Source organism: Micromonospora sp. WMMD1076 (genome assembly GCF_029581475.1).
GTDB classification, from domain to species: domain Bacteria; phylum Actinomycetota; class Actinomycetes; order Mycobacteriales; family Micromonosporaceae; genus Micromonospora; species Micromonospora aurantiaca.
The window spans coordinates 5,843,093-5,869,485 of record NZ_CP120862.1 but is presented as its reverse complement, the minus strand read 5'-3'; the positions used below and the strand labels follow the sequence as shown (position 1 = coordinate 5,869,485).

Genomic DNA, 26,393 nt, shown 5'->3' with positions numbered 1-26,393 from the left:
ACGCGCGCCCGGTCCTGGCTGCGCGCGTCAGGAAGGGACAGCACAGCATGTCCAGCCACCACCACCCCCGTGCCCGACGACCGTTCGCCGCTGCCGCAGCGCTGCTGCTCGCGGCCACCGCCGGCACCGTCACACTGGCCGCGGCGTCCGTCCCGGCGTCCGCCCACCCGATCTCGGCGAGCGACTTCCAGCAGGTCGAACTCGCCCGCGGTGTCGCCGAGACCGGCGAACCGATGTCGCTCGCGGTACTGCCCGACCGGTCGGTCCTGCACACCGCCCGCAACGGCACGCTGCGCCGCACCGACGCGGCCGGCGCCACCACGGTCATCGGCACGCTGCCGGTCTACACCCACGACGAGGAGGGGCTCCAGGGCGTCGGCGTCGACCCCGGCTTCGCCTCCAACCGGCACATCTACCTCTACTACGCGCCGCCGCTGTCCACCCCGGCCGGCGACGCACCCGCCACCGGCACCGACTTCTCCGCCTGGCAGGGCGTCAACCGGCTCTCCCGGTTCACGCTCAACGCCGACTTCACGCTCAACCAGGCCAGCAAGGTCGACGTGCTCGACGTACCGGCCGACCGGGGGCTGTGCTGCCACGTCGGCGGCGACATCGACTTCGACGCCGCGGGCAACCTCTACCTGTCCACCGGCGACGACACCAACCCGTTCGACTCCGCCGGCTACGCGCCGATCGACGAGCGCACCAACCGCAACCCCGGATACGACGCGCAGCGCAGCGCCGGCAACACCAACGACCTGCGGGGCAAGATCCTGCGGATCAAGGTGAACGCCAACGGCACGTACTCGATCCCGGCCGGCAACCTCTTCGCGCCCGGCACCGCGCGGACCCGCCCGGAGATCTACGCGATGGGCTTCCGCAACCCGTTCCGGATCAGCGTCGACAAGGCCACCGGCATCGTCTACGTGGGCGACTACGGGCCGGACGCCGGCACCACCACGGCACGCGGCCCGTCCGGGCAGGTCGAGTTCAACCGGGTCACCGGGCCCGGCAACTACGGCTGGCCGTACTGCACCGGCACCAACACGGCCGCCGAGACGTACGCCGAGTGGGACTTCGCCACCGGCACCGCCGGCCCGAAGTTCAACTGCACCGGCGGCCCGACGAACAACTCGTTCCGCAACACCGGCCTGGCCACGCTGCCGGCGGCGAAGCCGTCCTGGATCCGCTACGCCGGTGACGCGGGCAGCCCGCCCGAGTTCGGCGGCGGCTCCGAGTCGCCGATGGGCGGCCCGGTCTACCGCTACGACGCGGCGAACCCGTCCACCACGAAGTTCCCGCAGTCGTTCGACGGGCAGTTCTTCGCCACCGAGTTCGGCCGGGGCTGGATCAAGCCGATCCACGTCAACGCGGACGGCTCACCCGGCACCATCGACAGCTTCCCGTGGACCGGCAAGCAGGTGATGGACTCGGCGTTCGGCCCGGACGGCGCGTACTACGTGCTCGACTACGGCACCGGCTACTTCAACGGCGACGCCAACTCGGCGCTGTACCGCTTCGACTACCTGGGCGGCGCCAACCGCGCCCCGGTGGCCCGCGCCGCCGCCGACCGGACCTCCGGCGCCGCGCCGCTGACCGTGGCGTTCTCCTCGGCCGGCTCGTCCGACCCGGAGGGCGGCGCGCTGACGTACGCCTGGACGTTCGGCGACGGCGGCACCTCGACCGCCGCGAACCCCTCGCACACCTACACCGTCAACGGCAGGTACACCGCCACGCTCACCGTGCGCGACCCGCAGGGCGCCACCGGCACCGCGAGCGTGACGATCACAGTGGGCAACACCGCGCCGACCGTGGTGATCGAGATGCCCGGCAACGGCAAGCTGTTCTCCTTCGGCGACACCGTGCCGTTCCGGATCACCGTCACCGACCCGGAGGACGCCACGATCGACTGCACGAAGGTCAAGATGACCTACGTGCTCGGCCACGACCAGCACGGCCACCAGATCACCTCGGCGACCGGCTGCACCGGCTCGATCGCCGTACCCGTCGACGGTGAGCACGACGACGCGGCGAACATCTTCGCCGTCTTCGACGCCGAGTACACCGACTCCGGCGGCCTCACCACGCACACCCAGCACACGCTCCAGCCCCGGCACCGGCAGGCCGAGCACTTCAAGACCTCGTCCGGGATCAACACGTTCGACAAGGCCACCGCCGAGGGCGGCAAGACCGTCGGCGACATCCACAACGGGGACTGGATCGCGTTCCAGCCGTACCTGCTCGCCGACGCCACCGGGTTCACCGCCCGGGTCTCGTCCGCCGGGGCCGGCGGCACGCTCCAGGTGCGGGCCGGCTCGGCCACCGGCACCGTGCTCGGCTCGGCCACCGTCCCGGTCACCGGCGCCTGGGACACGTTCACCACGGTCACCGGCACGATCGCCAATCCGCCGGCCGGCACCACCACGCTCTACCTGACGTTCGCCGGTGGCACCGGGGCGCTCTACGACCTGGACGCGTTCACGCTCACCACGTCGGCGGTCCGCACCGGCCCGGTGAAGGGCCTGGCCGGGAAGTGCCTCGACGTACGCAACGCCGCCACCGCCGACGGCACCCAGATCCAGCTCTACACCTGCAACGGCACGACGGCGCAGTCGTGGACGGTGACGCCGAACGGGCCGGTGAAGGCGCTCGGCAAGTGCCTGGACGTGTCCGGCGGGGCCAGCGCGGACGGCACGAAGATCCAGCTCTACACGTGCAACGGCACCGGGGCGCAGAACTGGTCCGCGCAGGCCGACGGCACGGTGCGTAACCCGCAGTCGGGCAAGTGCCTGGACGTGTCCGGCAACAACTCGGCCGACGGCACGGCGGTGCACCTGTGGACCTGCACCGGCGCGGCGAACCAGCGCTGGACCCTGCCGTGAGGATGAAGGAGAACCAGATGAAACTCGTGCGTACCGCGCTGGGGGCGGTGACCGCCGTCCTCGCCACCATCGCCTGCACCGTCCCCGCGGGCCCGGCAGCCGCCGCCGACGCCCCCTACGACGTGCTCGTCTTCTCCAAGACCGCCGGCTTCCGCCACGACTCCATCGCGGTCGGCACGCAGGCGGTACGGGAGCTGGGCGCGGCCAACAACTTCACCGTCACCGCGACCGAGGACGCCGCCCAGTTCACCACCGTCAACCTGGCCCGCTTCGAGGCGGTGATCTTCCTCAACACCACAGGGGACGTCCTCAACGCCAGCCAGCAGTCGGCGTTCGAGGCGTACATCGGCGCCGGCGGCGGGTACGTCGGCGTGCACTCCGCCGCCGACACCGAGTACGACTGGCCGTTCTACGGCAACCTCGTCGGCGCCTGGTTCGCCTCCCACCCGGCCATCCAGCCGGCCACCGTCAAGGTGGAGGACCGGGCCCACGCGGCCACCGCGCACCTGCCCCAGCGGTGGAACCGCACCGACGAGTGGTACGACTACCGCACCAACGCCCGCTCCACCGCCCACGTGCTGGCCAGCCTGGACGAGTCCACGTACTCCGGAGGCTCGATGGGCGGCGACCACCCGCACGCCTGGTGCAAGACGTACAGCGGCGGCCGGTCCTTCTACACCGGCGGCGGCCACACCCAGGCGTCCTACGCCGACGCGGCGTTCCGGGCGCACCTGCTCGGCGGCATCCGCTACGCCGCCGGGCGCGCGAAGGCCGACTGCCGGCCGGAGACCGGCTACACCGCGCTGTACAACGGCAGCACCACCGGCTGGTCGCAGGCCGGGCCGGGCAGCTTCACCAACACCGACGCCACGCTCACCTCGGTCGGCGGCATGGGTCTCTACTGGTACAGCGCGAAGCAGTTCACCAACTACTCGCTGAAGCTGGACTGGCGGCTGGCCGGTGACGACAACTCGGGCGTGTTCGTCGGCTTCCCGCCGTCGAGCGACCCGAACTCGGCTGTGAACAACGGCTACGAGATCCAGATCGACCCCACCGACGCGGCCGACCGGACCACCGGCGCGATCTACGGCTTCAAGTCCGCCGACCTGGCGGCCCGGGACGCGGCGCTCAACCCGGCGGGGGAGTGGAACACCTACGAGATCCTGGTCGAGTCCGAGCGGCTCCAGGTCTTCCTCAACGGCGTACGCATCAACGACTTCACCAACACCGACCCGGTCCGGTCGCTCGCCGGGCACGTCGGCATCCAGAACCACGGCACCGGCGACGACGTGTCGTTCCGCAACATCCGGATCAAGGAACTCGGCGGCACGCCGCCGCCGACCGGCAACACCACCGTCCAGGCCGAGGCGTTCGGTTCGGCGAGCGGCGTCAGCGCGTACCCCAAGGCCGGCGCCAACGGCGGCCAGACCCTGGGGTACGTGGACCCGGGCGACTGGGCCGCGTACCCGGGGCTGGACCTCACCGGTGTGACGTCGCTGCGCGCCCGGGTGGTCTCCGGCGGCCCGGGCGGCACGCTCCAGGTGCGGACCGGCTCGCCGACCGGCCCGCTGCTCGGCCAGGTGGCGGTGCCGAACACCGGTAGCTGGACCACGTTCGCCGACGTGAGCACCGCGCTCACAGGTGTGCCGTCCGGTACGCAGACGGTCCACCTGACGTTCACCGGCAGCGGCTCCGGGCTGTTCGACGTCGACGACTTCACGCTGGTCCGCTCGACCGGGACCGGCGGCGCCGGCCCGGTCAAGGGCCTGGCCGGCAAGTGCCTGGACGTGCGGAGCGGGTCGTCGGCCGACGGCACCCAGATCCAGCTCTACACCTGCAACGGCTCGGCGGCGCAGTCGTGGACGGTGACGCCGAACGGGCCGGTGAAGGCGCTCGGCAAGTGCCTGGACGTGTCCGGCGGCGGCAGCGCGGACGGTACGAAGATCCAGCTCTACACGTGCAACGGCACCGGGGCGCAGAACTGGTCCGCGCAGGCCGACGGGACGGTGCGTAACCCGCAGTCGGGCAAGTGCCTGGACGTGTCCGGCAACAACTCGGCCGACGGCACGGCGGTGCACCTGTGGACCTGCACGGGCGCGGCGAACCAGCGCTGGACCCTGCCCTGACGGAGGCCATAGAGTGGAGGCGGCGACCGCGAGGTGGCCGGTGACCCGGCGGGAGGCGCAACCCGTCCGGGAGCAGACGCTCCGGCGTCCACCGGTTCCCACGCGCCGCCGCCTCCGGTCGTCCTCGCCCCGGTCCGCGACGGAATCCCCCATCACCACAGGGGAGAAGGACAATGGCGCGACCCATCACGCTCTTCACCGGCCAGTGGGCCGATCTGCCGTTCGACGAGGTCTGCCGGCTCGCCGCCGAGTGGGGCTACGACGGGCTGGAGATCGCCTGCTGGGGCGACCACTTCGAGGTGGACAAGGCGCTCGCCGACGACTCGTACGTGGAACGCAAGCGGGCCACCCTCGCCAAGCACAACCTCCAGGTGTTCGCCGTCTCCAACCACCTGGTCGGCCAGGCCGTCTGCGACCACCCGATCGACGAGCGGCACCAGGACATCCTGCCGTCCCGGATCTGGGGTGACGGCGAGCCGGAGGGCGTGCGGCAGCGGGCCGCCGAGGAGATCAAGGACACCGCGCGGGCGGCCGCGAAGCTCGGCGTACGCACAGTCGTCGGCTTCACCGGCTCGTCGATCTGGCACACGGTGGCGATGTTCCCGCCGGTGCCGCCGGCCATGATCGAGCGCGGCTACCAGGACTTCGCCGACAGGTGGAACCCGATCCTCGACGTGTTCGACGAGGTGGGGGTGCGGTTCGCGCACGAGGTGCACCCCAGCGAGATCGCCTACGACTACTGGACCACGAAGCGCACGCTGGAGGCGATCGGGCACCGGGAGGCGTTCGGGCTCAACTGGGATCCGTCGCACTTCGTCTGGCAGGAGCTGGACCCGGTGAACTTCATCTTCGACTTCGCCGACCGGATCTACCACGTGGACTGCAAGGACGCGAAGGTCCGTACCGGCGACGGGCGGCGCGGCCGGCTCTCCTCCCACCTGCCCTGGGCCGACCTGCGGCGCGGCTGGGACTTCGTCTCCACCGGCCACGGCGACGTGCCGTGGGAGGACTGCTTCCGGGCGCTGAACGCGATCGGCTACGACGGCCCGATCTCGATCGAGTGGGAGGACGCCGGCATGGACCGCCTGGTCGGCGCGCCGGAGGCACTCCAGTTCGTCCGCCGCCTGGCCTTCGACGCCCCGAGCGCCGCCTTCGACGCCGCCTTCAGCACCCGCACCTGACCCCCACCCCACCCCGTCCCCGCCCCTCACCCCGCGATCTTGCAGTTTCTGTCCTCCCAAAACGGGTGTAACCGGCATATCGCGGGCCGCAACCGCAAGATCGCCGGGGTGGGGCGGGGTGGGTTAGCGGGCGGCGTAGGACTGGTCGCTTACCAGGTGGGCGGCGCCTATCAGGGCGGCGGTGTCGCCGAGGTCGGACAGGACGATCGGCATGCTGCCGGTGGCCAGCGGCGTGGAGCGCCGGTAGACCACGCCCCGGATCTCCGCGAGCAGCACCGGCCCGCACGGCGCTCACCGCCTCGCGCACCAGTGCGACATCCCCGCAGTACGCCTCGACGCACCCGTTGTTGCCGCAGCCGCAGAGCGGCCCGTCCTCGGTGAGCTGGAAGTGGCCGATGTCGCCGGCCCCGCTGGCCGCGCCCCGGTAGAGCGCGCCGGCGAGCACCAGCCCGCAGCCGATCGACTCGCCCAGCTTGACGTAGAGGAAGTCGTCGAACGGGCGGCCGGTGCCCGCGTGCCGTTCGCCGAGGGCCATCGCGTTGGCGTCGTTGTCCACCTGCACCGGGCAGCCCAGCTCGGCGGCGAGCGTGTCGCGTACCGGGAAGCGGTGCCAGCCGGGCAGGGCCGGCGCCGAGACCGGCGAGCCGTCGCGGACCTCGACCGGCGCGGGCAGCGCCACGCCGACGCCGGTGAGCGAGGACGGTCCCGCCTCGACGCGCAGCTTGCCGAGCAGTTCGCCGATGCGCCCGACCACCACGTCCGGGCCGAGCCGGACGTCCACCGGCTCGTCGTGCCGGGCGAGCGGGTTCAGTTCGCCGTCGGTGAGCGCCACCCGCAGGAGGCCGTCGCCGACGAGCACCGCGCCGAACCGGACCTGCGTGCCGACCCGCAGCAGCGACGACCGGCGGCCGCCCCGCGACGCGGCCGGCCCGGCGCTCTCCACCAGGCCGAGCGTGGTCAGCCGGTCCACCTCGGCGGCGAACCGGGCCCGGGGCAGGCCGAGGAGGTCGGCCAGCTCGACCCGGGAGCGTGGGCCGTCGTCGCGCAGCAGGCGCAGCAGCCGCGCCTGATCCGCCGTCTCCGGTCCGACCATCGGCATGTGGTCACCTCCCCCACGGAGAATGTGCCACATCCGTGCCCGCGCACACGGGAGCGGGCCGGTCACCCGGAGGTGACCGGCCCGCTGCCCGCTGGTGTCAGAGCGTGTTGCCGGTGCTGGACGGCTTGGTGCTGGTGCCGGTGGTGGTCGAGCCGGACGCGCTCGTCGAGCCCGTCCCGTTGGCGCTGCGGCTGCCGACCGCGGCCGGCGTGCCGGCGAACGGCTTGTCGGCGTCGGTCATGCCCGGCTTGCCGCCGTTGGTGGCGAGCTTCTCACCGAGCTTGGTCTGCCCCAGCTTGTCCTTGCCCTCCGAGTAGAGCCGGGTCGCCTGGGCCTGCGCGACCCCGGCCGCCTCCTGGACGGTCGGGTGGTCGAGCACCTTGCGCCCGCGGACCACCAGCTCCTCGTACTTCTCCCGGCCGGCACGGGCGCCCAGGACGAATCCCGCAGCCAGCCCGCCAAGAAACATGATCTTTCCGCGCATGGCGGCTCCTTCCGTACCTGACGCTCTCGCCGGTTTCCCGCCAGCTCGGCGGAACGACCGTCTCGCGCCTGCTTTCTCTGTCGACGGCTAACTACCCATCCTGCTCTCCGCTCATGCCTCCCTGTGCCGAGATGACGATTTGTCCGTAATCCTGGCGCGTCAGCCGGTCAGGTCCTCCTCCGGTAACCCCCTGGCGCACCACCCCCCGATGTCCTGTACTCTTGTCCCCGTCGCACGGAGCGGAGAGATCCGAACCGAGCGGTTCTCGGTCCCCTGTAGCTCAATTGGCAGAGCAGCCGGCTGTTAACCGGCAGGTTATTGGTTCGAGTCCAATCGGGGGAGCTTCGCTCCACGTCACGCCCGTCGGCATCACCGACGGGCGTTCGTCGTTCCGGTGGCCGCTGCGAATGCCCGGCTGCCCGGTTTCCGCCCCCGAGTCCTCGTTCGCCCGGCAGGATGGTCGGCGTCGACTTAGACTTCCGCTGCGTCGATTGATGCGTCGATTCGAGGACGGTGGAGATGGCCGCAGGACGCAGCCGCTGGACCGCGACGCTGATCGCGCTGGCTGCTGGTGCCCGCGCTCGCGTACGACATCGGGCCGAAGGTCTGGTGGCCGGGCCGGTTGTCGCGGTCGCACCGCGAGGGCGACCGGGCCGGGGCGGGGTGGACCGTGCCTGACACGGACGTGGTGATCGTCGGCGGCGGCCTGGCCGGTCTCGCCGCGGCCCGGCGGCTGCACCGTGCCGGCGTGCCGTGGCGGCTGCTGGAGGCGGGCGACCGGCTCGGCGGGCGGGTCGCCACCGACCGCGTCGACGGGTTCCTGCTGGACCGGGGGTTCCAGGTGCTCAACACCGCCTACCCGCGGCTCACCGGCCTGGTCGACGTCGGCACTCTCACGATGGGCTGGTTCACCTCCGGCGTGCTGGTGCGCCGCGGCGACCGGCTGGAACGCCTGGTCAACCCGCTGCGCGAACCCACCGGCGCACCAGGCACGCTCACCGCGGGCATCGGATCGCTGACCGACCGGTTGCGGTTCGCCACGCTCGCCGCCGGCTGTGCCACTGTGCCGGTCGGGCGGCTGCTCGACACGCCCGAGACCAGCGCCGAGAAGGCGTTGCGCCGGGCCGGGCTCTCCGACGCGATCATCGAGGAACTGCTCCGGCCGTTCCTGTCCGGCGTGCTGCTCGACCGCGAGCTGGCCACCTCCAGCCACGTCCTCGCGGTCGTCATGCGCTCCTTCGCCCGCGGCCGGATCGGTCTGCCCGCGGACGGCATGCGGGCGCTGCCCCGGGCGCTCGCCGCGCCGCTGCCCGCCGAGCTGATCGAGCTGAACACCCCGGTCACCGAGGTCGCGCCCGGCCGGGTCCGCACCCCGGCCGGCGAGATCACCTGCCGCGCCGTCGTGGTCGCTGTGGATCCGCCCGCGGCGGCCACGCTGCTGCCAGGGCTGCCGAGGGTACGCATGCATGCCTACACCACCTACTACCACAGCACCGGCACGGCGCCGCTGGACGAGCCGATCCTGCTGCTCGACGGCGACCGGCGCGAAATGATCGCCAACACGGTGGTGGTGAGCCGGGCCGCGCCCACGTACGCGCCGGACGGCCGGCACCTGGTCGCCACCTCGGTGGTCGGCCCGCAGGCCCCGCCGGAACCGGTGATCCGGCGCGAACTGGACCGCCTCTACGGCCGCTCCACCGCCGACTGGACCCACCTCACCACGGTCGCCGTGCCGGACGCGCTCCCGGCGGCACCGCCACCACAGGGCCGGCTGCGCAAGCCGGTCGCGCTCGGCGACGGCCTGTACGTGGCCGGCGACCACCGGGACAGCCCGTCCATCCAGGGGGCGCTCGCCAGCGGATGGCGTACGGTCGGCGCGGTCCTCGCGCAGTTGCGGCGCGGGTGAGCGGTCGGCGGGTAGCGCGTTGTTATCCTCGCGTTGCCCATCGTGCTGTCGCGGCCGTGTTTCCGCCCGGTAGGTGGTGGTCCACGCAGCGATCGGCGGGTTACGATCCGGCGCGGTCAGGGGGCGGTAGCTCAGCCGGTTAGAGCAGGGGACTCATAATCCCTCGGTCGCGGGTTCGAACCCCGCCCGCCCCACCACTTTTACCAGGGCAGACGTAGATCGCCATAGCCTTCCGTCTATCGTCCGAAGATCCTTTCCGCTGAAGTTCCGGTCTCGTGCTTCCCGAACCGTCCGGAAAAGTTGATCATGATCTCTTCCGAAATATGCAATTCGTCCGCGAGGATCCTTTTCAGGAGTTGATCAACTTCGGGAGGGACCGACGATGGCGAACGGGCATCCGGCCTGGTGCGAGACCGATGAGAACGGCGTCCACCGCTCGCGGCTCTGGCGCACTTCTCGACCGGGAGACCGGGCGGTGGAGGTTCACGCGTTCTTGTGGGCGTCCGGCCCGCTCCTCGGCATGGGGCTCGACTTCACAACCGGCACCGAGCGGGACACGTACCACCTCGACCTCGGGCAGGCGCGCGTACTCTGCCACGTTCTGATGCGGTTGCTCGACCTCGCCCGCCGGGTGGGTTAGGTCCATACTGGTCGGCATGTCTCGTGACGCTGAGGATGACGACCACACGACCTTCATCCAGCTTGGAGGCCTGTACAACGAAAGCGGCGAGGAGCCGGTGTTGTCGCGGGCTGCCTTTCAGCTCCACGGCTTTGGGGTTGTCAACAGCGTCCGCGACGGTCACCCCGGATTCATCTCCGGCGACTACCTCAACGCCATATCTGCCGAGACCTCCGTCACCGCGACGGAGCTGTGCATGGCCGGAATGTGGCGTCGCGTAAAGGGCGGCTATGAGGTCCTGGACCGCACGATGTTGGACGTGGCGGTAAAGGCGGACCGCCAGCAGACGGAGATGGCCGAGAAGTGCCGGGAGACCGGCGGGCACGAGCCGGATCCGGAGGAGCCGAGCATCTGCCACAAGTGCCTCGCCCGGCTCCCCTGATCGTCGTCGCGGCGAGGGTGCCCTAGCGTGGAGCCTCCTGTGCCGGGAGCGCTCCGTACGCTCTCGGGCTAACCGTCGCTAGACCTTGCGCGGCAGGATTCGCTCCTCGGCCGTCTTGCTGCCCAACGGTGACAGGGTCACGTCGCCCGTGGTCTCGTTGTACTCCACTAGCCGGGTTTGGTGTAGCTGCCTGAGTACCCGCCTGTAGTTGGGGAGCCGGCCTTGTTCGAGGTGTTTCGCCAGGGTCTTGTCGTTCAGCGGCGACGTGGACGAGTGCAGCAGTAGCAGCGTCGCGTCGGCGAGCTTCATGGTTGGATCCAGCACCCGCTTCACGTCGCCGACCTCCCAGATCAACGGCACGGTCCGCTCCACGAGCGCATCGACGATGCGCGTCGCGGTCTGGAGATCAGTGCCGTGAAAGATCCGCACGAACTCGGCCATCACCCACTGCGCAGCGTGCAGCACAAACTCGGAATCCATGTGGTTTGCGCTCACGTCGCCGCCAACGTGCCCGACACCTCGGTTGTTGCGGATGTCGTACAGGGCAACAAGAACACGCGGCACGGTCACCCGCGCAGACTTCGGGTAGCCGCTTGTCGACTCCAGCGCCTTGCAGGCTTGATCGAACTTGGCGGGCTTGCTGGCGGTCGGCGGATAGTTGCCACCGTTGAGGTAGCCCGCAACGACCGTGTAGGCGACCTCGGAGAAGCGTCCGCCGTCCAGCTCGGCGGCCTCCCACCTCCGCTCCCGATAGTTGGTGACGATCTTCTGAAACTCGGCGAGGAGCTCATCTCGAAGGGTGACGGGTAGGTGAGCGAGAGCAGTCGTGGCGTCCAGCTTCACCGCTTGCTCTTCTTCGCGGCCGGCTCCTTCACGATGGGCATGTCGTGCTCGACAGCAACCCGGCCGCCGTGGGTCGTCCTGATCGCCTTCATGTCTCCTGTGTCGAGCCATCGCGTCCGGCTGGCGGTGGACTGAAGCGAGTTCTCAGGGTTGCTAGCCTCGCGCCACCTCACGGCCTTGTAAGCGGCAAGAACATGCCCAGTCCCGATAGCCTCCGCCTCGGCGATCTGTTCGAGCCAGTACACGGCCACCAGGTTCTTCTCGTCGAAGTTGGTCGGCTTCTTCTCTTGGACGAAGTCCGGAAACGCCTGCTTGTTCGGCGGCCAGAAGTTGAAGTCTCGTACCGGCGTCACTGGCTTGGCCTTGGCTTTCGCCTTGCGCGGGGACGCTTTCGTGGCGCTGCTCGCGGTGATGGTCTTTCGCGCCCGGCCGTTCGACGTTGGCTCCACGTCGTCATCGACCGAGTCGGGCTCGCTGCTCTCAAGCTCCACATCTGGTGCAGGCGATGGCTTGGGGACCGCTGCCGGCCGCGACGGTGCCCCCTTGTACGCGGCCATCATGTCGTCATACGCGGCTTGTCGTACCTCTGGCGGGAACGCCTGCACGGCCTCGGCAATCTTCGCGGTGACTGCCAGCAGCCGGTCCAAGTCCTCCTCGGGCACCGAACCCCCTCGATCTAGGCGACATTCCGTCACCAGACCCCCCTAGTGACGTGAGAGACAAGGTACGCCGACAGACAGCCGTGCGGAAACCGACCAATTCGGACTTTGCCAAGAATCTCACTCTGTGAATTAGTCCAAAACAGACAATTAGTCGAAGAAGTGTGGCCGCGATCACTTGCGCTATCTGGAAAATTATGAACGCGCATGCGCAGCTGCGCCCCGTGTCGCTCGATGCAGGCGGCGTGAGCGGGTGCTATATGCCGGGCTCTGATTCGCCCACATCTACCCGGCTCAGGCGGGGCGGAGCTGGCGGACGTTGGCCGGGGCGGCGAGTTGCCCGCTGAGCCAGGCGTCCGCACGCTGCGCATCCTCCTCGGCCCGGGTGTGTAGCTGGTGGATGTAGGTCCGGCGGGTGAAGTTGATGTCGGCGTGGCCGAGCCGCGCGCTCACGGTCTCCAGCGACACCCCCGCCTCGATCCACCAGCTACCGGCCGTGTGCCGGAGGTCGTGGAACCGCACCCGCGGCAACCCCAGCTTTATGGCGGCCGGCTTGAACACCCGCTTGTAGAACGTCCCAGGGTCAAACCGCCGGTCTGGATCCGGCCGGGCGTTGTTGTCCCGCCCGTAGAACAGGGGAGCGGTGGGGATGTCGCCTCGCGGGTGCTCCTCCAAGTACGGCTTGAGCCGGTCGGCCAGCGCCGCGCCGTAGTCCACCCGCCGGTCCCGACTGCGGCGACTCTTCGTGCCGCGGACGGTCAGGAAGCGGTGGAGTGTGTTGAGGTCCGCCAGGTCTACCCGCGCCAGCTCTCCGGCTCGGACGTCGGTCAACGCCACGAACCAGACCACCAAGTCTCCGGCGTCGCGATGGGCGCCGCACTCGGTAGCGATGGCCTGGACCTGCGCCGGGGTGAGCGCGATGCCTCAAACTCCTCCTGGCCGAGCGTGGCCGGCTCCGGGTTGGCGACCTTCCGCGCCGGGTTGCGGATGATGTACCGCTCGATCCCGCCGGCTGCGTGAGGCTGGCCAGTCGCCGTCGTGTACAGCGACTCCACGAACCGCCCGACGTCAGCGGCGGTGATGCTGGCGATGCGCCGGGAGCCGAACATGGGGATGGCGTGGTTCTCCAACTGCGCGCGGTACTTGGCCCGGACGGCCTACCGGGATCCCGGCGGAGACGGCGTCACTCCCACGGCGAGGGATGCCGGTTCACGTAGTCGCGGGCGCGCGTGCCGGTCTGAACCGGATTGACACGCGGGGCGGTCCGCAGGGGAGAGTCGGGCATGCGCTTTCCGTTGTCGACGCCGCCCGCCGTTCCGGCGGGCACGCTCACCACCGGTCCGCAGCCCAAGCTGTTCGCGGCCGACGGCCTGGTCCTGCGCCCCTGGGCGGACGAGGACGCACCGGCTGTGCTGTCCGCGTACCGGGATCCGGAGATCCGCCGCTGGCACATCCGGCGGCCCGCGTCGCAGGAGCAGGTCCTGGAGTGGTTCGCGCACTTCCGCCGGGCGTGGCGGCAGGCGACGGGCGCGAGCTGGGCGGTGACCCGCGACGGCGGGGTGGTGGGCCGCATGGTGCTGGGCGGTGTGGACCTCGACGACGGAGTGGCCGGGTGCGCGTACCGGGTGGTTCCGGCTGGAGGGCACCAAGCGCAGCGCGGCCGTGCACGACGACGGACGGCACGACATGCACCTGCACGCCCGCGTCCGCGGGGACGACTGACGCGGGTCGTCGAAGACGTCCCAGCACCGGCCCAGGTCCGCGCCGATCGCCTGCGACCGGCTCAGCGCCGGCCAGCTCATGGTCGCGTCCGTCCTGGTCAGCCGCCCGGTTCGAGGTACGCGGCCAGGTGCGCCAGCGAGGACGCGATGCCCTCCTCGTGCACCGCCTGGTCGATGCCCGGCGGCACGCCGGTGGCGGTCACAGTCACAGCGGTGCCGTCGCCTGCCGCCGCGAGGTGCCAGGTCATGGTCATGGTGCCCGCGTACGCCGGGTCGTCGGCCTGGAACACCGCGGTCTGCACCACCCGGAGCGCCGGTACGAGTTCGGCGAACCCGACGTCGACCACGTCCGTCGCGTCCGACGTCTTGCCGGGGCTGCCGGCCGGGTCGAGGTAGGTGAGCACCATCCGGAACCCGCCGCCCGGCCGGGGATCCCAGTGCTCGATCCGCCCGCGCATCCCGTCCGGCGGCAACCACGCCTCCAGGGCGGCCCGGTCGACGAGCGCGTCGTACACAGTTGTCGGTGGCGCGGCGATCGTCCGCCCGGCCCGATCGATCCTGCTCACCCCCCAACCCTAGGCCCCCGCGCCCTCCCCGCCCGCGGATGTGCTCGTCGATCTCGGAGTTGTGGCAGGTGACGGGCGCGGCCGAGGAGGGCGGTTCAGGCGCCACAACTCCGAGATCGGCGGGGAGCGGGAACGGGCCGCGCCCGGTACGCTGCCGCGAATGCCGGTACGACAGCACCCCGACGACTCGCTGCTGCTCGGCGACGACGACACCCCGCTGGCCCGGATGCGGCTGCGGGACGACGACGGCACGCGGGTCGCGGCCGACGTCCGGCCGCTGCCCGAGGCACCGCTCACCCGGCTCGTCGCGCAGGTGCGGTGCGACCTGGCCGGGTACCGGCTGGAGACGCCGGACGAGGCGCTGGCGGCGGCACTGGTGGCCGACGGGCTGCGCCTGGACCGGGCCGCCACCGACATGCGGCACGATCTGACCGACGTACCCGAACCGGTGGCGCTGCCGGACGGCTGGTCGCTCGGCGCCCCCGGCTGGGACGACGACCTCGCCGCAGGGCTGGACGCGGCCTACGGCCCGGATCACCCGGATGGCCGCTGGCAGCCGAGCGACACCGACGAGGTACGGGCGATGTTCGGCACCGGCGAGCCGGTGCCGCCCCTGGTGCCCGCCTCGGCCCGGCTGATCGACCCGGACGGCCGCAGCGCCGGGCACATGCTGTGCGCCGGGCCGGTGCCGTGGACCGACGACGACTGCGTCTGGATCCTCAACCTGGGTGTGGCGCCCCGCGCGCAGCGTCGCGGGTTCGGCCGGGCGCTGCTCGTGCACGCGTTGCGCGGCGCGCGTGAGGTCGGGCTGCCGTCGGTCGGCCTGTCGGTGGTCGACGGCAACCCGGCCCGCAGGATGTACGACGCCGCCGGCTTCCGCGTCCTCACCCGGGTGCTCACGGTCCGGATCCCCGAGGCGTAGGCCGCCCCGACCGGCGGCGCGGCACCGGTCGCGGTCGCCGCGCCGTTCCGCTGCGGTCCCTTCCCCGCCGGTACGAGCCGCGGCAGCGGGCGGGGCACACTCGTCACCCCCGCGATCTTGCCACCATCGGGTCGGCGGGGGATGAGAGAGTGGCACGGTGCGGGTGGGGATCCTCGGGCCGCTTGAGGTCCGCGACGGCGATCGGCCGGTCGACGTCGCCGGGGCGCGGCTGCGGGCGCTGCTGATCCGCCTCGCCCTGGACCCGGGCCGGCCGGTGAGCGTGCCCGCCCTGGCCGAGGCGCTCTGGGGTGACGAGCCGCCGACCGACACCGCCAACGCCGTGCAGACGCTCGTGTCCCGGCTGCGCCGGGCGGTGCCCGGGCTCGCGGTACGCAGCAGTCCGGCGGGCTACCGGCTCGACCTCGACCCGGACGACGTGGACGCCGGGCGGTTCGAGCGGCTGACCCGGCAGGGGCGGGCGGCGTTGCGCGACGGGGACGCGGCGACGGCGCGGACGACGTTGCGCGACGCGCTCGGGCTGTGGCGAGGGGCGGCGCTGGCCGAGGTCGCCGACGCGCCGTACGCGGCGGCGGCCGTGGCGCGGCTGGCGGAACTGCGGCTCACCGCGCAGGAGGACCGGATCGAGGCGGAGCTGCGGACCGGGCGGCCGGAGCTGCTGGTCGCCGAGTTGGACGAGCTGACGGCCGCGCATCCGCTGCGGGAGCGGCTGGCCGAACTGCACCTGCGCACGCTCGCCGCCGCCGGGCGGCCCGCCGAGGCGCTGGCGGCGTACGAGCGGATCCGGCAGCGGCTCGCCGACGAGCTGGGCGTGGATCCGTCGCCGCAGTTGCGGGCCGCGCACCTGGAGCTGCTGCGCGGCGAGGCGGCCCCGCCGCCGCCGACGGCCGGGACGCGGGGCAACCTGCGGTCGGCGCTCACCACGTTCGTCGGGCGCGACGGGGACCTGCGGCGGCTCACCGAACTGCTCGCCGGCAACCGGCTGGTCACCCTGCTCGGGCCGGGCGGAGCCGGCAAGACGCGGCTGGCGAGCGTGGCGGCTGCCCGGCTCGCCGACGGCGTACCCGGCGGGGCCTGGCTGGTCGAGCTGGCGCCGATCACCGACCCGGCGGACGTGCCACGGGCCGTGCTCGACACGCTGGGCCGCCGGGACCGGACGCTGGAACCGGTACGCCCACCGGCCCGCGACACGCTCGGCCGCCTGCTGGAGACGATCGCCACCGACGAGACGCTGATCGTGCTGGACAACTGCGAACACGTCGTCGAGGCCGCCGCCCGGCTCGCCGAGGAGCTGCTCGGCCGCTGTCCGGGACTGCGCGTGCTGGCCACCTCGCGGGAGCCGCTGGGCATCGTCGGCGAGGCGCTGGACCCCGTACCGCCGTTGCGCCTGCCACCCGCGGACGCGACGCCGGGCGACGCGCTCGCGTACCCGTCGGTGCAGTTGCTGCGCGACCGGGCCGCCGCCGTGCGGGCCGGGTTCGCGGTGACCGGCGACAACGTGGCGGCCGTGGTGGAGATCTGCCGGCGGCTCGACGGCCTGCCGCTGGCCATCGAACTGGCCGCGGCGCGCCTGCGGACGCTGTCGCCGCAGCAGGTCGCGGCCGGTCTGGACGACCGGTTCCGGCTGCTGACCGGCGGCAGCCGCACCGCGCTGCCCCGGCACCGCACGCTGCGGGCGGTGGTGGACTGGAGCTGGGGGCTGCTCACCGACGACGAGCGCCGGCTCGCCGAACGGCTCGCGGTCTTCCCGGCGTCGGTCACCGCCGACTCGGCGGCCGGCGTCGCCGGCCCGGCCGCCGCCGCGCTGCTCGACGCGCTCGTGGACAAGTCGCTGCTCCAGGTGGTCGGCGACGGGCGGTTCCGGATGCTGGAGACCATCCGGGAGTACGGGCTGGAACGGCTCGCCGCCGCCGGGGCGACGGCCGGGGCGCGCGCCGCGCACGCGGCGTACTTCCGGGAGCTGGTCCGGACCGCGGAGCCGCACCTGCGGACGGCCGGTCAACTGCCGTGGCTGCGGCTGCTGGAGGCGGAACGGGAGAACATCGTCGGCGCGCTGCACTACGCGTGCGACGCCGGTGACGCCGACACCGCGCTGCGGATCGGTGCGGGGCTCGTGTTGCCGCTGGTGATCTGGGGCGACGACGGCGGCATCGGCGGCGACGTGCTGGCCCGCGCGCTGGCGCTGCCGGGCCCCGCTCCGGCGGAGGAGCGGGCAGTGGTGCTCGCCGTCCGCATCGGCGCGGAGCTGGTACGCGGCGAGCACGGGCCGACGCCGGAGCAGATCGCCGAGCTGACCACGGCCCTGCGGGCGGCGGAGGGGACCAAGCACCCGATCGTGGGGCTGCTGGCACCGATGCTGTCGATCTTCGGTGGCGACACGGCGGCCGGGATCGCCGCGATCGACCGGGCGCGGGGGCACCCCGACCCGTGGACCGACGGCACGCTGCTGGCGATACGCGGCAAGTTCAAGGAGAACGACGGCGACGCCGAGGGCATGCTGCGCGACCTCACCGGCGCCGCCGCGGAGCTGCGCGCCGTCGGCGAGCGCATGAGCCTGTCGCACGTGCTCAGCGAGTACGCGGACGCGCTCACCAAGCGCGGCGACTTCGACGCGGCGACCGCGGCGCTGGAGGAGTCGGTGCGGCTGGCCCGGGAACTCAACCCCGCCTCCGAGCCGGGCTTCCAGCTCATCTGGCTCGCGGCCATCCGCGCCCGCTCCGGCGACGTGGCCGGCGCCAAGGCCGAACTGCGCCGGTTCGTGACCGACCGGGACGGCCGGGACGGCGCGTTCGGGCTGATGATGCTCGGCAGCATCGCCCGCTGCGACGGCTCGCTGGACGAAGCCGACGAGTGCCTCGCCGAGGCGATGCGCCGCCAGGCCGAGACGCCGCTTGTCGCCCCGCAGTTCCGCGGCCTGCTGCTGGCCGAGATGGGCCACCTGGCGCTGGCCCGCGGTGATCTGCCGGGCGCGCGCCGGTGCCTCGACGAGGCGACCACGCGGACCCTCGCCGCCCGGGACATGCCGGTGGTCGCGATCATCGCGGTCGGCTGGGTGGCGCTGGCCGCCGCGGAGGGCCGGTACGAGCGGGCCGCCGAACTGCTCGGCGTCTCCGACTCGCTGCGCGGCCGGCCGGACCGCTCCAACCCGGACGCACAGCGGCTCGCCGAGCGGCTGCGCGCCGAGCTGGGCGAGGACGGATACGCCGCCGCGTACGCCCGGGGTCACGGCCTGAGCCGGGCCGACGCCCTCGCGTTCGTGGGCGGCGACCCGGCTCGGTGATCGTCGTGCCGCCCGGTCAGGGTCGGCGCGGCCGGTCAGGCCCGGCGGCGGTAGGCGCGGACGGCGAGCGGCGCGAAGACCGCGATGATCGCCACGGTCCAGAGCAGCGACCGGGTCACCGGCCCGGCCACCGGGCCGCCGACCATCAGGCCCCGGGCCGCCTCCATCACGTCGGCGACCGGGTTGACCCCGACCCACCACTGCAACCAGCCGGGCAGCGTGTCCGTCGGCACCATCATGTTGGTGCCGAAGGTCAGCGGGAACAGCAGTAGGAACGCCGTGCCCTGCACCGCGCCCGGGCTGCGCATCAGCACCCCGAGCAGCACGCCGATCCAGCTCACCGCGAACGCGAACGCGATGGTCAGCAGGCACGCGGCGAGCGCGGACAGCGGATCGGTGCCGATCCGGAAGCCGAGGGCGTAGCCGAACCCCAGCAGGACCACGATGGAGACGACGAACCGGACCAGGTCGCCGACCACCGAGCCGACGAGCGGCGCGGACCGCGCGATCGGCAGGCTGCGGAACCTGTCGAAGACGCCCTTCTCGACGTCGGTGTTCAGGCTGACGCCTGTCGCGATGGACGCGAACAACACGGTCTGCACCATGATCGCGGGGAGCAGGAACTGGAGATAGTCGTGCTGCGAGCCGGAGATCGCGCCGCCGAGCAGGTAGACGAAGATCAGCACGAAGACGATCGGCTGGAGCGTGACGTCCAGCAGTTGCTCCGGAGTCCGGACCGTCTTGACCAGGCTGCGGCCGGCCAGCGCGAGACTGTGCCGGGCCAGCCCGAACGGACGGCCGGCGGCGTGGGCGGTGCCGGTCCGGGGCGGCGTCGCCGCCGCCGTACGAGTGGTCGTGGTCATGCCGCCACCTCCGTGGGCTCCTCGGCGCCGTGGCCGGTCAGCGTGAAGAACACCTCGTCGAGGCTGGGCAGCCGTAGCGCCAGCTCGACCACCCCGATGCCGGCGTCGTCGAGCCGGCGGACCACTGTGGTGAACGTGGCGTCGCTGTCCACCGGCACGGTGAGCAGACCCGGCCGGGGCAGCTCGGGATCCGCCCCGGTGCTGGCGCGCAGGATCTCGGCGACAGCGCCGATCCGGCCCGGATCGGTCGGCCGGACCACGATCGTCTGACTGCCGGCGATCCGCTTCAGCTCGCCGGGCGTACCGTGCGCGATGACCCGGCCGTGGTCGATCACCGAGATCTCGTCGGCGAGCGCGTCGGCCTCGTCCAGGTACTGCGTGGTCAGCAGCACCGTCGACCCGTCGTCGACGAGCGAGCGGACCACGCCCCACATCTCCTCCCGCTTGGCCGGGTCCAGGCCGGTCGTCGGCTCGTCCAGGTAGATCACCTCCGGCCGGCCGACCAGGCTCGCGGCCAGGTCCAGGCGGCGGCGCATGCCACCGGAGTACGTCTTGGCCGGGCGCCCGGCCGCGTCGGTCAGGCCGAACCAGGCGAGCAGTTCCGCCGCCCGCGCCCGCGCCTCGCGGCGGTTCAGGTCGAGCAGCCGGCCGATCAGCACCAGGTTCTGCGTACCGGTCAGGTCCTCGTCGACCGAGGCGTACTGGCCGGTCAGCCCGATCAGCCGGCGTACCCGGGCGGCGTCGGTGACCACGTCGTGGCCGCCGACAGTGGCGCGCCCCTCGTCCGGGCGCAACAGTGTGGCGAGGATCCGCACCGCTGTGGTCTTGCCGGCGCCGTTGGGCCCCAGCACCCCCAGCACGGTCCCCCGGCGTGCGGCGAGGTCGATCCCGGCCAGCGCGGTCGTCGTACCGAACCGCTTGACCAGGCCCTCCGCCTCGAATGCGTAACTCATGACGCCGACGATGACCGGGCCCGCTGGCACCGGGCGCACACGCGGCGCACACCGCCGTGTGCGCGGGGCGGAATCGAGTACGCGTGCTCATTCGCCCGCCCCGCCGACCGGGGGAGGATCGGAGGCGTGACGACGAGACGTACGCTGCTCGGCGGTCTGCTCCTGGCGCTGGCCACGGCCGGTGCCTGGGTGGCCTGGCTGAGCTGGGAGTCCGGCTGGACCGTGGACCCGCAGACCGGCGACATGAGCGGGCCGTACGCGGTCTGGCAGGTCGCCGCAGCGGTGCTGACCCTGGGCGCGCTGGCCGCGGTCGGCGGCTGGTGGCTGAACATCTGGCTGGTGGCAACAGTGATGACAGTGGCGTTCACCGTGCCGTGGGCGGTGCACGCCGCCTCGACCGACGACACCGGCCTGTGGGCGGTCGGGGCGGCGCTGGTGGCTATCGGCACGACCATCGGGACGACCCTGGTCGGCGGCGCCGCCGGGTGGCTGCGCCGCCGGACCGCGTGACTGCCGTCGTCAGCCGGCGCGGGGCCCACACCTTCTCCGGCGGGTGCCGAAGGTCGCGGTGCCCCGGCCCGGCGGGCTCCATATGCTCGGGGGATGGAACTGCGGATCTTCACCGAGCCCCAGCAGGGGGCCACGTACGACCAGCTCCTCGCCGTGGCCCGCCGCGCGGAGGAGACCGGCTTCGCCGCGTTCTTCCGCTCCGACCACTACCTGAAGATGGGCTCGGTGAGCGGCGACCCCGGCCCGACCGACGCGTGGACCACGCTCGCCGGGCTGGCCCGCGACACCACCCGGATCCGGCTCGGCACGCTGATGAGCGCCGCCACGTTCCGGCTGCCGGGCCCGCTGGCGATCACCGTGGCGCAGGTCGACCAGATGAGCGGCGGCCGGGTCGAGCTGGGCATCGGCACCGGCTGGTACGCCGAGGAGCACTCCGCGTACGGCATCCCGTTCCCGGCCCTGGGGGAGCGGTTCGACCGGCTGGAGGAGCAGCTCGCCGTCATCACCGGGCTCTGGTCCACCCCGGAGGGCGCCACGTTCGACTTCCCCGGCAGGTACTACCCGGTCAGCGACTCGCCCGCGCTGCCCAAGCCGGTGCAGCGCCCCCGCCCGCCGATCCTGCTCGGCGGCATGGGACCGAAGCGCACGCCCCGCCTGGCCGCCCGGTACGCCGACGAGTTCAACCTGCCGTTCGCCTCGGTCGAGGACACCGTGGCGCAGTTCCGGCGGGTGCGCGACGCGTGCGCCGAGATCGACCGCGACCCGTCCACGATGACCTGGTCCAACGCGCTCGTGCTCTGCTGCGGCCGCAACGAGGCCGAGGTGAAGCGCCGCGCCGAGGCGATCGGCCGTGAGCCCGACGAGCTGCGCGCGAACGGTGCCGCCGGCACGCCCGCCGAGGTGGTCGAGACGCTCGGCCGGTACGCCGAGGCGGGCAGCTCGCGCATCTACCTCCAGGTGCTGGACCTGAGCGACCTGGACCACCTGGAGCTGGTAGCCGCCGAGGTGATGCCCCAGGTCTGACCCCCGGCTATCCTATTTCGCGGAACGCCAATCTCATATGGCGGGAGGCGCCCAGTTGCGTCAGCGGCGGTGCGTCAGCGTGGGGTTGCGCGGCGGACGGTGTCGAGGCGGCCGTCGCGGTCGCTGTCCAGGTACGTCACGTCGGGCACACCGTCGCCGTCCAGGTCGACCTGCACCACGTCGGCCACGCCGTCGCCGTCCAGGTCGGTCACCACCTCGACGGAACCGTCCAGATGCCGGGTCACGATCGACCGGCCCGAAGCCTGGCGCGGCGGCGGCCCCGGGTGGGGCACCGGGTCCGGCTCGGGCTCCGGCGTGGGCCCCGGCACCGGCGCGGTCGCGGCGGGCCACACCTCCGCAGCGGCAGGCGGCATCTCCGCAGCCTCGGGGTCTACGCCGGTCGGGTCGATCTCCTCCTCCGACGGGTACACGTCGCCGCGGAGGCTCGGGTCGCGGTAGCTGCTCATCCCGCCTGGATTCCCGCTGGGCGGCCGGGGCAACCCTGCCGCCGCATGATGGCGGATGATGCAGCGCATGGCGGACACCAACTGGGCCGGAAACGTCGGCTGGTCGGCGCGTACCCGATCGCGGCCGACCTCGACCGACGAGCTGCGCCGGCTGGTCGCGGAGGCCGACCTGGTCCGGGCCGTCGGTACCGGGCACTCGTTCAACCGGCTCGGCGACACCACCGGCACGCAGGTCGCGCTGGACGGCCTGCCGCCCGCAATCGCGCTCGACCCCGACCGCGGCGCCGTCACCGTCGCGGCCGGCCTGCGCTACGGCGACCTGGCCACCGCGCTCCAGGCTCAGGGGTACGCGCTGGCGAACCTCGCCTCGCTCCCGCACATCTCGGTGGCCGGCTCGGTCGCCACCGCCACCCACGGATCCGGCGCGCGGAACCGCAACCTGGCAGCCGCCGTCGCCGCGCTGGAACTGGTCACCGCCGACGGCGACCTGATCACCGTCGACCGCGGTGACCCGCGATTCGCCGGGCTGGTGGTCAACCTGGGCGCGCTGGGCGTTGTCACCCGGCTCACGCTCGACGTGGTGCCCACGTACGCGGTGCGTCAGCATGTGCGTCTCGGCCTGCCCCGCGCGGTGCTGGACGAGGCGCTCGACGCCGCGTACAGCGTCAGCGTCTTCACGTCGTGGCGCTCGGAGCGTTTCGACCAGGTGTGGGTGAAGCAGCTCGCCGACCAGGCGCCGCCGCCCGCCGACTGGCTGGACACGGTGGCCGCCGACTCTGCCCGGCACCCGGTGCCGGGCATGTCGCCGGAGCACTGCACGGCGCAGTTCGGCGAGCCCGGGCCGTGGCACGAGCGGCTGCCGCACTTCCGGCTCGGCTTCACCCCGAGCAGCGGCGACGAGTTGCAGTCCGAGTGGCACGTGGCCCGGGCCGACGCGGCGGCCGCGCTCGCCGCGCTCGATCCGGTCGCCGACCGGATCGCCGCCGTGCTCCAGATCTGCGAGCTGCGTACGGTGGCCGCCGACGATCTGTGGCTGAGCCCGAACTTCCGGCGCGACTCGCTGGCGCTGCACTTCACCTGGATCGGTGACCCGGTGGCTGTGGCGCCGGTGCTGGCCGAGGTGGAGGCGCGGCTCGCCCCGTTCGCGCCGCGCCCGCACTGGGGCAAGCTGTTCGAGCGCGATCCCGCCGCCGTGTACCCCCGGCACGAGGACTTCCGCGCCCTGCTGCGCGAGTTCGACCCGAAGGGGAAGTTCCGCACCGCCGAGCTGGACCGCTACTTCCCCCGGGACTGACGGGGCTGACCGGGCATGCGCTCCCGGCCCTCGCTTCGCTCGGTGCGGTCGCTCATGCGGGGCCGACCGGGCATGCGCTCCCGGCCCTCGCTTCGCTCGGTGCGGTCGCTCATGCGGGGCTGACCGGGCATGCGCTCCCGGCCCTCGCTTCGCTCGGTGCGGTCGCTCATGCGGGTCACCGCCCCGCCGGCACCTGCTGGCGCAGGCTGCCGCGTTGCACCGCGCGGCTGATGTCGCTGGGCGAGACGATGCCGACAAGCTGGTCGTCGACCACCACGAGCGCCCGGCCGTCGGTGCATTCGTTCAGCCGGGGGAGCAGGTCGGTGAGCTGCTCGTCCGGGCGGGCGAGCACCAGTTCGTCGGCCCGGCAGGACACCTCGGCCAGCGTGGTCGAGGCGCGGCGGTCCGCCGCGATGCCGCGTACCCGATCGAGCGTGACCAGACCGACCGGCCTGCCGTCGACTGTGAGCGGCAGCGCCGAGTGCCGGTACGCGAACAGGTAGTGGTCGACGAAGTCGGCCACTGTGAGGTCGCCGGACGCGGTCTGCGGCTGCGGGGTCATCACGTCGCCGACCCGGATGCCGCGCAGCGCGTCGCCCATTCGGGCGGCGCGTTCCTCCTGGCCGGCGGCCCCGAGCAGGAACCAGCCGATCAGCGCCAGCCAGAGCCCGCCGAACCCGGCGCCGGTGAAGAACCGCCACAGCCCGAGCCCGATCAGCACGACGCCGAGCACCCAGCCCGCACGGGCCGCCACCACAGACGCCTTGGTCCGGTCGCCGGTGAACTTCCAGACCGCCGCGCGCAGCAGCCGCCCGCCGTCCAGCGGGGCGGCGGGGAGCACGTTGAAGATCGCCAGCAGCACGTTGATGCCCGCCAGCCAGGCCAGCGCGCCGAGCAGCAGCCCGTGCCCGCCCGCCGCGGCGACCGCCACCGCGATCGCCGCGAAGACCATGCCGATGATCAGGCTGACCAGCGGCCCGACCCCGGCGATCCGCAGCTCGGCGCCCGGGTCCTTCGCCTCGCCCTTCAGCTCGGCGACGCCGCCGAACAGCCACAGCGTGATGCCCTCGACCTCGATGCCGTTGCGCTTGGCGACCACCGCGTGCGCCACCTCGTGGGCGAGCAGGCCGAGGAAGAAGACCACAGCGGCGGCCAGGCCGGCCGCGACGTAGGCGACGGGCGAGTGACCGGGGTACGAGGCGGGGAACAGGCTCGCCGACAGCGCCCACGCGATCAGCACGAAGATGACCAGGACACTCCAGTTGACGCCGACCGGTACGCCGGCGATTCGACCCAGACGGAAACTCGCCCTCATGTTCCCGTCATACCCGGCGGACCCACCCGCACACCAGGGCCGGGTGGCATCTCACAGGGCACCAGGGCAGAGCCATCAGGGCGTCAGCGGCGGAACGACCGCTGTTTGACGCTCGCGATGAAGGTCGACCAGGCTGCCTGGTCGAAGGCGAGGGCCGGACCGGCGGGGTCCTTGCTGTCGCGCAGCCCGACCACGCCGGGGAGGTTGTCGGCGACCTCGACGCAGTTTCCGGAACCGTTGCTACGGGTGCTCTTGCGCCAGGTCATCGTCGCCTGGTTGACCTCTTCCACCTGCGCCGTCCCTCTCATAGCTCGTCGATCGCCCCCAGGATGAGGTCGCGCGACTCGCGGGCACCGGCCGCCGTGGCGACCAGGTGCTCGAAGACGCGGCTGTACTCCCGGACCTGTTGGCCTTCGAGATAGAGGCTACCCGCGCGGGTCTCGACGTAGACGACCCCCGGATCGGCCGGCTCGGGGAAGGCCAGCACGCTGAAGGCGCTGCCCATCGACCCGTACTCGCCCGCGCCGAAGGTCAGGATCTGGATGGTGCGGCCGGGCCGGTCCGCCTCCTCGGCCAGCCGCCGCAACTGCGCCGCGAACAGCTTCGTGCCGCCGACCGGCCGCCGCAGGGCCGCTTCGTCCAGCACCACCCAGAGCTTCGGCGGAGTCTCGGTCTCCTGACGGCGCATGCGCAACTTCACCCGCCGGTCCACCTCGTCGCCCGGGGCGTCCGGGTGCTCGGCGCGGATGACCGCGCGGGCGTAGTCGGCGGTCTGGAGTAGGCCCGGAACCAGTTGGGGCTCGAAGGCGCGGATCTCCGACGCCTCGGCCTCCAGCCCGACGTAGACCTCGAACCAGTCCGGCAGCACGTCGTCGTACGCCTGCCACCAGCCGCGCTTGCGGGCGTCGCGGGCGACCTGGACGAGCGCGTCCACCTCGTCGCCCTCCACGCCGTACAGCTCAAGGAGTCCACGGGCGACCGGCGGCAGGACGGACACCTGCGCGTTCTCGATGCGGCTGATCGCCGACTTCGAGATCCCCACCTCCTTGGCGGCCTGGTCGGCTGTCATGCCGGTCTGCTCACGGAGGCGGCGGAGGGCAGCGGCCAGTCGTCGACGTCGGACGGTCGGGCTTCCAGTCATGCCGGTCAGTGTGGCGGAACCGGACGAGCTTCGCAATGACACTCTCCCTAATCGGGAGTTGCGCAGAGGCTGTGGTCCG

At 72.4% G+C, this 26,393-nt stretch carries 22 protein-coding genes, 2 tRNA genes and 2 pseudogenes; 14 read left to right on the top strand and 12 right to left on the bottom strand.

Annotated features, from left to right (window positions below):
• Nucleotides 1-47 precede the first annotated feature (47 nt).
• From O7622_RS26435 to O7622_RS26425, 3 genes are all read left to right on the top strand, one after another.
• Complete coding sequence (locus O7622_RS26435) at nucleotides 48-2,882, top strand: RICIN domain-containing protein (protein ID WP_282310840.1); 2,835 nt, start codon at nucleotides 48-50, stop codon at nucleotides 2,880-2,882.
• Between the two features lie 17 nt (nucleotides 2,883-2,899).
• Complete coding sequence (locus tag O7622_RS26430) at nucleotides 2,900-5,008, top strand: ThuA domain-containing protein (RefSeq protein WP_282310839.1); 2,109 nt, start codon at nucleotides 2,900-2,902, stop codon at nucleotides 5,006-5,008.
• A 173-nt stretch (nucleotides 5,009-5,181) separates the two neighbouring features.
• Nucleotides 5,182-6,189 carry a sugar phosphate isomerase/epimerase family protein gene (locus O7622_RS26425; protein ID WP_282310838.1) on the top strand — a complete coding sequence of 336 codons (1,008 nt, stop codon included), beginning with the start codon at nucleotides 5,182-5,184 and terminating at the stop codon, nucleotides 6,187-6,189.
• 123 nt (nucleotides 6,190-6,312) lie between these two features.
• Here the strand turns inward: O7622_RS26425 and O7622_RS26420 are convergent.
• Both O7622_RS26420 and O7622_RS26415 read right to left on the bottom strand, forming a co-directional pair.
• A pseudogene (locus tag O7622_RS26420) lies at nucleotides 6,313-7,288 on the bottom strand (ROK family transcriptional regulator).
• Between the two features lie 97 nt (nucleotides 7,289-7,385).
• Nucleotides 7,386-7,772, bottom strand: coding sequence for a hypothetical protein (locus O7622_RS26415; protein WP_013287896.1), 387 nt, complete (start codon nucleotides 7,770-7,772; stop codon nucleotides 7,386-7,388).
• Nucleotides 7,773-8,041: 269 nt separating this feature from the next.
• Here O7622_RS26415 and O7622_RS26410 point away from each other — a divergent pair.
• From O7622_RS26410 to O7622_RS26395, 4 genes are all read left to right on the top strand, one after another.
• A tRNA-Asn gene (locus tag O7622_RS26410) sits at nucleotides 8,042-8,114 on the top strand.
• A gap of 328 nt (nucleotides 8,115-8,442) precedes the next feature.
• Nucleotides 8,443-9,678: an NAD(P)/FAD-dependent oxidoreductase gene (locus O7622_RS26405; RefSeq protein ID WP_282314234.1), complete on the top strand. Its 1,236-nt coding sequence runs from the start codon at nucleotides 8,443-8,445 to the stop codon at nucleotides 9,676-9,678.
• Between the two features lie 120 nt (nucleotides 9,679-9,798).
• A tRNA-Ile gene (locus O7622_RS26400) sits at nucleotides 9,799-9,875 on the top strand.
• Between the two features lie 459 nt (nucleotides 9,876-10,334).
• Entirely contained in the window at nucleotides 10,335-10,739 is a 405-nt protein-coding gene (locus O7622_RS26395) for a hypothetical protein (RefSeq protein ID WP_282310837.1), read from the top strand.
• 78 nt (nucleotides 10,740-10,817) lie between these two features.
• Here the strand turns inward: O7622_RS26395 and O7622_RS26390 are convergent, their stop codons facing one another.
• From O7622_RS26390 to O7622_RS26380, 3 genes are all read right to left on the bottom strand, one after another.
• On the bottom strand, nucleotides 10,818-11,582 hold the full coding sequence (locus tag O7622_RS26390; protein WP_282310836.1) for a hypothetical protein: 765 nt from the start codon (nucleotides 11,580-11,582) through the stop codon (nucleotides 10,818-10,820).
• The gene (locus tag O7622_RS26385; RefSeq protein ID WP_282310835.1) at nucleotides 11,579-12,244 is read right to left on the bottom strand and encodes a hypothetical protein; all 666 of its coding nucleotides are present in this window, start codon (nucleotides 12,242-12,244) and stop codon (nucleotides 11,579-11,581) included. Before O7622_RS26385 ends, O7622_RS26390 begins: the two co-directional genes overlap by 4 nt.
• Nucleotides 12,245-12,535: 291 nt before the next feature.
• On the bottom strand, nucleotides 12,536-13,162 hold the full coding sequence (locus O7622_RS26380) for a site-specific integrase (protein ID WP_282314233.1): 627 nt from the start codon (nucleotides 13,160-13,162) through the stop codon (nucleotides 12,536-12,538).
• A gap of 362 nt (nucleotides 13,163-13,524) precedes the next feature.
• Here O7622_RS26380 and O7622_RS26375 point away from each other — a divergent pair.
• Both O7622_RS26375 and O7622_RS26370 read left to right on the top strand, forming a co-directional pair.
• Nucleotides 13,525-13,803: pseudogene (locus O7622_RS26375) on the top strand (GNAT family N-acetyltransferase); the annotation flags it as partial.
• 22 nt (nucleotides 13,804-13,825) lie between these two features.
• A complete protein-coding gene (locus tag O7622_RS26370) occupies nucleotides 13,826-13,963 on the top strand; it encodes a hypothetical protein (RefSeq protein ID WP_282310834.1) in 138 nt (45 codons plus the stop codon).
• 97 nt (nucleotides 13,964-14,060) lie between these two features.
• On the opposite strand, the gene O7622_RS26365 is transcribed toward O7622_RS26370, so the two are convergent.
• Nucleotides 14,061-14,528, bottom strand: coding sequence for an SRPBCC family protein (locus tag O7622_RS26365; RefSeq protein WP_282310833.1), 468 nt, complete (start codon nucleotides 14,526-14,528; stop codon nucleotides 14,061-14,063).
• Nucleotides 14,529-14,688: 160 nt separating this feature from the next.
• Between O7622_RS26365 and O7622_RS26360 the strand changes: the two genes are divergently transcribed.
• Both O7622_RS26360 and O7622_RS26355 read left to right on the top strand, forming a co-directional pair.
• Nucleotides 14,689-15,450 (top strand): GNAT family N-acetyltransferase, encoded by a 762-nt coding sequence (locus tag O7622_RS26360; protein ID WP_282310832.1) that lies wholly within the window; start codon nucleotides 14,689-14,691, stop codon nucleotides 15,448-15,450.
• Between the two features lie 157 nt (nucleotides 15,451-15,607).
• Nucleotides 15,608-18,748 (top strand): BTAD domain-containing putative transcriptional regulator, encoded by a 3,141-nt coding sequence (locus O7622_RS26355; RefSeq protein WP_282310831.1) that lies wholly within the window; start codon nucleotides 15,608-15,610, stop codon nucleotides 18,746-18,748.
• Nucleotides 18,749-18,783: 35 nt separating this feature from the next.
• Here the strand turns inward: O7622_RS26355 and O7622_RS26350 are convergent, their stop codons facing one another.
• The gene (locus tag O7622_RS26350; protein WP_282310830.1) at nucleotides 18,784-19,611 is read right to left on the bottom strand and encodes an ABC transporter permease; all 828 of its coding nucleotides are present in this window, start codon (nucleotides 19,609-19,611) and stop codon (nucleotides 18,784-18,786) included.
• Nucleotides 19,608-20,564, bottom strand: coding sequence for an ATP-binding cassette domain-containing protein (locus O7622_RS26345; RefSeq protein WP_282310829.1), 957 nt, complete (start codon nucleotides 20,562-20,564; stop codon nucleotides 19,608-19,610). Before O7622_RS26345 ends, O7622_RS26350 begins: the two co-directional genes overlap by 4 nt.
• Nucleotides 20,565-20,690: 126 nt before the next feature.
• Between O7622_RS26345 and O7622_RS26340 the strand changes: the two genes are divergently transcribed.
• Together O7622_RS26340 and O7622_RS26335 are read left to right on the top strand one after the other, a co-directional pair.
• Complete coding sequence (locus O7622_RS26340; protein WP_013287882.1) at nucleotides 20,691-21,074, top strand: hypothetical protein; 384 nt, start codon at nucleotides 20,691-20,693, stop codon at nucleotides 21,072-21,074.
• Between the two features lie 93 nt (nucleotides 21,075-21,167).
• Nucleotides 21,168-22,097 carry an LLM class F420-dependent oxidoreductase gene (locus tag O7622_RS26335; RefSeq protein ID WP_282310828.1) on the top strand — a complete coding sequence of 310 codons (930 nt, stop codon included), beginning with the start codon at nucleotides 21,168-21,170 and terminating at the stop codon, nucleotides 22,095-22,097.
• Nucleotides 22,098-22,171: 74 nt separating this feature from the next.
• On the opposite strand, the gene O7622_RS26330 is transcribed toward O7622_RS26335, so the two are convergent.
• Nucleotides 22,172-22,564 carry a hypothetical protein gene (locus tag O7622_RS26330; RefSeq protein ID WP_282310827.1) on the bottom strand — a complete coding sequence of 131 codons (393 nt, stop codon included), beginning with the start codon at nucleotides 22,562-22,564 and terminating at the stop codon, nucleotides 22,172-22,174.
• Between the two features lie 67 nt (nucleotides 22,565-22,631).
• Between O7622_RS26330 and O7622_RS26325 the strand changes: the two genes are divergently transcribed.
• Complete coding sequence (locus O7622_RS26325) at nucleotides 22,632-23,858, top strand: FAD-binding protein (RefSeq protein ID WP_282310826.1); 1,227 nt, start codon at nucleotides 22,632-22,634, stop codon at nucleotides 23,856-23,858.
• Nucleotides 23,859-24,033: 175 nt separating this feature from the next.
• Here O7622_RS26325 and O7622_RS26320 read toward each other — a convergent pair whose 3' ends face one another.
• The 3 genes from O7622_RS26320 to O7622_RS26310 form a co-directional block, all read right to left on the bottom strand.
• Nucleotides 24,034-25,173: a site-2 protease family protein gene (locus O7622_RS26320; RefSeq protein WP_282310825.1), complete on the bottom strand. Its 1,140-nt coding sequence runs from the start codon at nucleotides 25,171-25,173 to the stop codon at nucleotides 24,034-24,036.
• A gap of 83 nt (nucleotides 25,174-25,256) precedes the next feature.
• Entirely contained in the window at nucleotides 25,257-25,439 is a 183-nt protein-coding gene (locus tag O7622_RS26315) for a DUF397 domain-containing protein (RefSeq protein WP_282314232.1), read from the bottom strand.
• A 38-nt stretch (nucleotides 25,440-25,477) separates the two neighbouring features.
• A complete protein-coding gene (locus O7622_RS26310; RefSeq protein WP_282310824.1) occupies nucleotides 25,478-26,314 on the bottom strand; it encodes a helix-turn-helix transcriptional regulator in 837 nt (278 codons plus the stop codon).
• Between the last annotated feature and the right edge of the window lie 79 nt (nucleotides 26,315-26,393).